Annotated in this window: 6 protein-coding genes and 1 tRNA gene; 2 read left to right on the top strand and 5 right to left on the bottom strand. The window is 36.3% G+C overall.

The window, feature by feature from the left end; translation table 11 throughout:
• Positions 1-119: 119 nt before the first annotated feature.
• Positions 120-890 (bottom strand): InlB B-repeat-containing protein, encoded by a 771-nt coding sequence (locus U0M88_RS06565; RefSeq protein ID WP_331869295.1) that lies wholly within the window; start codon positions 888-890, stop codon positions 120-122.
• Between the two features lie 56 nt (positions 891-946).
• Between U0M88_RS06565 and U0M88_RS06560 the strand changes: the two genes are divergently transcribed.
• Positions 947-1,023 (top strand) — tRNA-Arg (locus U0M88_RS06560).
• A gap of 923 nt (positions 1,024-1,946) precedes the next feature.
• Here the strand turns inward: U0M88_RS06560 and U0M88_RS06555 are convergent.
• Together U0M88_RS06555 and U0M88_RS06550 are read right to left on the bottom strand one after the other, a co-directional pair.
• Complete coding sequence (locus U0M88_RS06555; RefSeq protein ID WP_205139644.1) at positions 1,947-2,516, bottom strand: ECF transporter S component; 570 nt, start codon at positions 2,514-2,516, stop codon at positions 1,947-1,949.
• Positions 2,513-3,499, bottom strand: coding sequence for a nucleoside hydrolase (locus tag U0M88_RS06550; RefSeq protein ID WP_331869294.1), 987 nt, complete (start codon positions 3,497-3,499; stop codon positions 2,513-2,515). The genes U0M88_RS06555 and U0M88_RS06550 overlap by 4 nt, the downstream gene beginning before the upstream one ends.
• A 209-nt stretch (positions 3,500-3,708) precedes the next feature.
• On the opposite strand from U0M88_RS06550, the gene U0M88_RS06545 reads away from it, so the two are divergent.
• A complete protein-coding gene (locus U0M88_RS06545) occupies positions 3,709-4,149 on the top strand; it encodes a DUF3284 domain-containing protein (protein WP_022789805.1) in 441 nt (146 codons plus the stop codon).
• A 14-nt stretch (positions 4,150-4,163) separates the two neighbouring features.
• Here U0M88_RS06545 and U0M88_RS06540 read toward each other — a convergent pair whose 3' ends face one another.
• On the bottom strand, positions 4,164-4,892 hold the full coding sequence (locus U0M88_RS06540; protein ID WP_331869293.1) for a GntR family transcriptional regulator: 729 nt from the start codon (positions 4,890-4,892) through the stop codon (positions 4,164-4,166).
• A gap of 120 nt (positions 4,893-5,012) precedes the next feature.
• The coding region (locus U0M88_RS06535) for a reverse transcriptase domain-containing protein (protein WP_331869292.1) at positions 5,013-5,631 on the bottom strand (619 nt) is incomplete at its 5' end.

The following is a 5,631-nucleotide window of genomic DNA, read 5'->3' as shown; positions in this document are numbered from 1 at the left end:
TTTCACAAATAAAAGAGCCTCGCCTATTTTAGACAAGACTCATAAGATCATGTTTTGCTTAACTTAATGACATTGGAGTGCTGAATTATGCTCTATTCTTATTTTAATGGATCTGTTTCTTAATCTTCCTTATGAAAATGTGCAATTAGAAACTTATCTCCAATACTGTGTGCATAGATTTTCTTTAATGGGTTTCCTCTTTGATCAAACCATCCATCAAAAACATACCCTTTTTTATAGGCTGGCAAAAGTTCTATATCAGAATTGAAATATGTATATACGTGTGGATTTTTACGCGATGATATACCACCATCAGCATTATAACGTATATGGTATATCGCAACCTCCCATTTCGCATATAAAGTACAGGATTCTTTGATCACTTGATCAAAGGAGAATGGATTTTTAAACTTAGAATCATAATACCATCCACAAAACTCATGTCCCAATTTTAATGGATGTCGAAATGGTTTAAGATATCCATTAGAATCCACCAGTTTAGGTTCAATATTCCCTCCGCCATTGGATTCAAAAGAAACTTTGCTTCTGGGACGATAATGCGCCTTCAAAGTAATTTCTTCACTTTGTCCTTCCGGAATCACATGGATCTTTTGACCATTCAAGCTCCAATAATCAAATACCATCCCTGATTTTTTGGCAGGATATAAACGTAAAACACCAGACTCAATATTTAAAAATTGCGGATTTAAACGAGAGTTCATTCCTCCATCCAAATCATAATGTATCTTATACCATATCGGAATCCATTTATCATATAATGTCATTGTTGTAGGCAAAATCCCGCCTGGATTTAAGCGTTTTGTACACTCTTCATCAATATACCAGCCGCCAAACAGATAGCCCTTTCTATGTTCTTGTTCTTTCTCCATTTTTTTCTTCCCTCACAATTGTAATTATACCACAAATATGGTAATATATCGTTGCTGTCCTCGTAGCTCAGCTGGATAGAGCATGCGCCTTCTAAGCGCACGGTCGGGGGTTCGAATCCCTCCGAGGACGCCACTTTCTTATAGATTGATATAGTAAACCACTTGAATCTTCTTTATATAAAGAAGATTTAAGTGGTTTTTTGTTTTCTGGCAACATCAAACTAATACCATTTTCTTCAAAAAATTGATTTACAGTATTCTTTTTACTATTTTCTTAACAACATCAAAATATAAGGTTTAATATTTTGATGAATTATAAATATTTTTAGTCATTTAACATGTATAATAAAGGTGTGAGGTAGATAACTACCTTACAAAATAGGTCTTTGAGATAGTGAAAGAATTAAAGTAGCCTCAAGCTGAACTCATTAAATTTAAACACAATTACAGAAAGTTGAGGAGCTACACATGATTCATTTAGAAATGGTTGTATGTGTATTATCTTATAAGATTGAAATTAAAATCCGTCTTACAAGAAAAAAGCTTGCTTCTATGTAGGATATAGAAACAAGCAACACAATTACGATTAGAGTATAGCACTATTTCAAGACCTTTTCAATAATAGCAGATCAAGCATGCAAAAAAAGAAAAGTAACAATCTTAATCAGACAAAACATATTCAAAAATATGAAAAAATATAAATGAATGATTGTCCGTGTACCTAAAAAAGAAATCGATATCTCGAACAAGTTTAAACACTTAAAAACTATAAAACGCTTATATATTAAAACTAGTTATGTAATTTGTGTAAAAGCACTGACACCATAAAAAAAGTCTTGCTTAAAGGTACTCAAAATCTAACAAGGCAACCAATTAACAAGTAATCTATAACATGGTTCAAACTAAATTAGACGATACAATCAAAAATATAGATAAATCTTTTTGCATATTCTCATAGAAATATGCTTAACCATTCTTTCTCTCTATTTTATATAAATTTAAAGTACAATCTTAAATTTGTATAAAATTCAATAAAAAACGAGCCTCACAAGCTCGCTATACCTTATCTTGTTGAAATCGCATCAGAATTGATGACGGAAGCTTTTGAATGACCATCATCATCAACCATAAGCTGATCAAACGATCTGCATAATCGGTTACAAACTGAACCACAAAACAACTGCCCATCAACCCTAACGGTGTTTTGGCCAATATCTGCACAAGGACTGTAGAGCCAGATGAAGTAATGCCGCCAAACAAAGCAGCGGTAATACAGGCACTCAACAAAGATACCGGAATACTGATCCACAAAGCCTGCAGGGCAAGAGATCCTATGGATGTCTTTTTTTGATCTTTTACGATCATACCGGTCATAAACCCAAGCATGATCCCTACCGGTGCATAATACAGAGAATAAATGTCCGTTGTTAGTCCAAAGATAAAGCCACTTAAAACATTAGGAAGCATACCATAAAACGGTCCTAATAAAATCGCAATCAAGATGGTGCCCATACTATCTAAATAAATCGGAAGGTGAAGCCAAAGGGCGATATTTCCTCCTATGATATTGATCACGACCGCCAATGCAATCAAACAAATTTTATAGACTGAATTTGTTTTTTTCATGCGGTTTCCTCCTGAAAGATTTCTTTCAAATACGAAAGCTCTTCTCGTTTTAAATGTAGTATGCGTTCAAGAAAGAAATAAAAGAACTCTTTCGTCTCTACACTAGTCAAAATATATGCATTCTTTTCTTCTTTGTTGAAATCATAGGCATCGACAATACTTTGTCCTCGGGCAATCCCCTGCGTTTCAATATCCGTATAGGCTGCAAAGCCTTGGCAAAGATCTGACTTTAAGAAATAAGCTACCGCTAAAGGATCATTGATCACACAGCCGATGATCTGTTCCCATTTCCAATGAAAATCAAAATAAAACTTAGTAATCTTCGATATAAATTCACCCTGTTTTGCGTCCAGTCTTTTAATATACTCTAACAAAGTCGGTGTTAAAACTATCTTTCTGGTGACATCCAGACCGACCATATGAATTTGTTTATGCAGCCTTTTCATATGTTGAAAGACGATTTGCGCTGCTTCGGGATCTTCCCAATAATTATATTCGGCAACCGGCGAACAGTTACCATGCGCTTTATAACTGCCGCCCATCGACACAAGCTGCTCGATATTCGCAAAAGCACTGGCATCGACTTTAATTAGCCTTGCCAGATTGGTCAAAGGTCCTAATGCGATCACAGAAACTCCTTTTTCAGAAAGGGTTTCCCGAAAAAAATCAATTGCGTTTTTTAAAGGAGGTTGATCCATCACCTCTGGCAGAAAGCTTTCTCCCAAACCATCGCTCCCGTGCGTATCCAAAGCATTCACAAAGTCTTTGATCAAAGGCTTTTCTTCCCCTATATAAACCGGAATGTCCAAACGATTCATATGTCTGAGCACTTTTTTGGCATTTTGGTATCCCATTCTTACCGGAGCATTCCCGGCTACGATCGTAATCGCAATCACTTCGATTTCCGGACTGCATAATGCCAACATGATCGCCAGACTGTCATCAATCCCCGGATCACAATCCAATATAACTTTACGTTTCATGTCATCTCTCCTTTGCATAAAAAAAGCTTTGCCTCCCTAGACAAAACCACACAAAAAAGAAATTTTCTGTCTGTTGCCTATTATTATACTGGGAGGAACATAAAAACCAGTCTTTTCATTTATACCATATTCCCTCACTGAAATCAAATGACATACTGAAATCTCGGTCGAACCATGATATGATATTGACTAGGAATGGAGTGTTTAGTATGCAGATTCAAATGACGTTAAAAGTCAGTGCCCAAGAATTCTATGATTTTGTCGTTTCCAGCATCCAGGCAAGTTTAGAAATGGCAGACAGTTCCAGCGATAAAGAGGTAAAAGAAGGCACTTCGTATAAGACAAGTATGAAGACCACCTCTAAACAACAAGAAAAGACAAAGGTCAAAGTCACACATTTAAAAGAACCGGAACATATTCGAACGACCTACTCATCGACATCGGTTTCCAGTGCCACCGAATACAAACTCAAGCCGATCGATGATCAAAAATGTGAAGTGACTTATATAGAATCTAACTTTGATGCCCACCACAAAGAATTAGAATTTCAGGGGCTCAAGAAAATGATCCTGGAAAGAAAGTTAAAGAAAAGACTTCATGATGTGGAAGCCTATCTTATTAAAAAGAGAAATCAACCGGAAGAAAGTTGATTTCTCTTTTCTTTTTATCTCTGATGCAGTTCAATCGAATACTCGTACGTTTGGCCATCGTAATAAGAAATCGTATATTCGATAGGTTCGTTACGATCGTTTAACGACAGACGAATACGCTTTAAAATTGGCCTTCCTTTACTGATATGAAGAGCTTTGGACAATGCCACATCAGCCAACATACTGGAAAACGTTTCTTTGATCACGATCGGTTTTCCAATATTTACTTTTTCAAATTGATCATACATTGAATCCTCAAAAGCTTTTGGATCCATCGGTAATTCAAAATGTCCCGGAATATAAGTTTCAAAAAGAACGATCGGTTTATCGTTGGCCGTACGAATACGAATCAACTGATAAACATCTTCTTTAGCTTCCAACTCCAACATATCTTGAATGCTCTTAGATGGTTTCATCTTTTTTAGAGTGACATCTGATGTCCCCGGTTTCATCTTACGTTCCAAAATTTCAGTTGTGAAGCTGCGAATCGCATTGGCACTTTCATTGATACGAGAACTGTAAGTGACCGTTGTTCCTTTTCCCCGTGCTTTTTTGACATAACCTTCCGCTTCCAATTCCGTAATAGCCTGTCGAATCGTAATTCGACTGACATGAAAGATCTTTTCCAGCTGAGGTTCGGCGGGAATTAAGCTGCCTCGAGGATATTTACCATTTTCTATCTCTTCCTTTAATGTCATCTTGACTTGCAGATAGAGAGGAAGCGACTCTCTGTCAATATTCATAAGTAAATTTAACTCCTCTCTGTATAATAAACAATTGGAGATTAACTCCTCTAAGAACCGTACGTGCAGTTTTCCCGCATACGGCTCCCCACTGTTACTTTCAAACATTTCAGTTATAAGTCACACCTGTACTATTCCAATATTCACATGAATATGCGGGTGTACAATTCTTTCCTGCCATATCTTATAAAATGTGTCCAATTGAAAACTCTTCCTCTGACTTCTTCGATTTAACCACTTGAATGTTACGTACATCGCATGTCGGCATAACCCCTTTATCTCACGCATCATTCCGTTTAAACTGTAGTAGTTGATACTTCCAGTTATCTTTTTATTCAGTGTCTTCATGAATTCATCAAATGGAAGATTTCGATTTTCTTTCACCCATTTCTTTAGATTCGACTTAAACTGCTTCTTCTTTTTGCGACTGATTTTATGTCCCACTGTATAATACCCATTTCTTGTCTTTCCATTAAAATGGGTAAATCCCAGAAAATCAAAAGTTTCCCGTGTGGCGCAGTTTCTTCCAAATGGAAGTATCTGTGTCTTTTCTTTGGATAATTCCAATCCAAACTTTTCCATTCTTTTCGCAATAGCTTCATATACTCTGTGCGCATCCCTTTCATATTGAAACATGATTAGAAAATCATCGGCATATCTTACCAGATACGCTTCTCCATAGAGTTGTTTCTTGATGCACTTTTCAAACCATAAATCCAGTACATAATGTAGATACACA

The sequence above is a fragment of the Faecalicoccus sp. genome (assembly GCF_036552745.1).
Classification (GTDB): domain Bacteria; phylum Bacillota_I; class Bacilli_A; order Erysipelotrichales; family Erysipelotrichaceae; genus Faecalicoccus.
This window is presented reverse-complemented; position numbering and strand designations above follow the sequence as displayed.

Excerpts from the sequence above, each read along its gene's own strand:
- U0M88_RS06545 (WP_022789805.1), top strand. The coding sequence starts at position 3,709 with ATGCAGATTCAAATGACGTTAAAAGTCAGTGCCCAAGAATTCTATGAT.
- U0M88_RS06540 (WP_331869293.1), bottom strand. The coding sequence starts at position 4,892 with ATGAATATTGACAGAGAGTCGCTTCCTCTCTATCTGCAAGTCAAGATG.
- U0M88_RS06550 (WP_331869294.1), bottom strand. The coding sequence starts at position 3,499 with ATGAAACGTAAAGTTATATTGGATTGTGATCCGGGGATTGATGACAGT.
- U0M88_RS06555 (WP_205139644.1), bottom strand. The coding sequence starts at position 2,516 with ATGAAAAAAACAAATTCAGTCTATAAAATTTGTTTGATTGCATTGGCG.
- U0M88_RS06565 (WP_331869295.1), bottom strand. The coding sequence starts at position 890 with ATGGAGAAAGAACAAGAACATAGAAAGGGCTATCTGTTTGGCGGCTGG.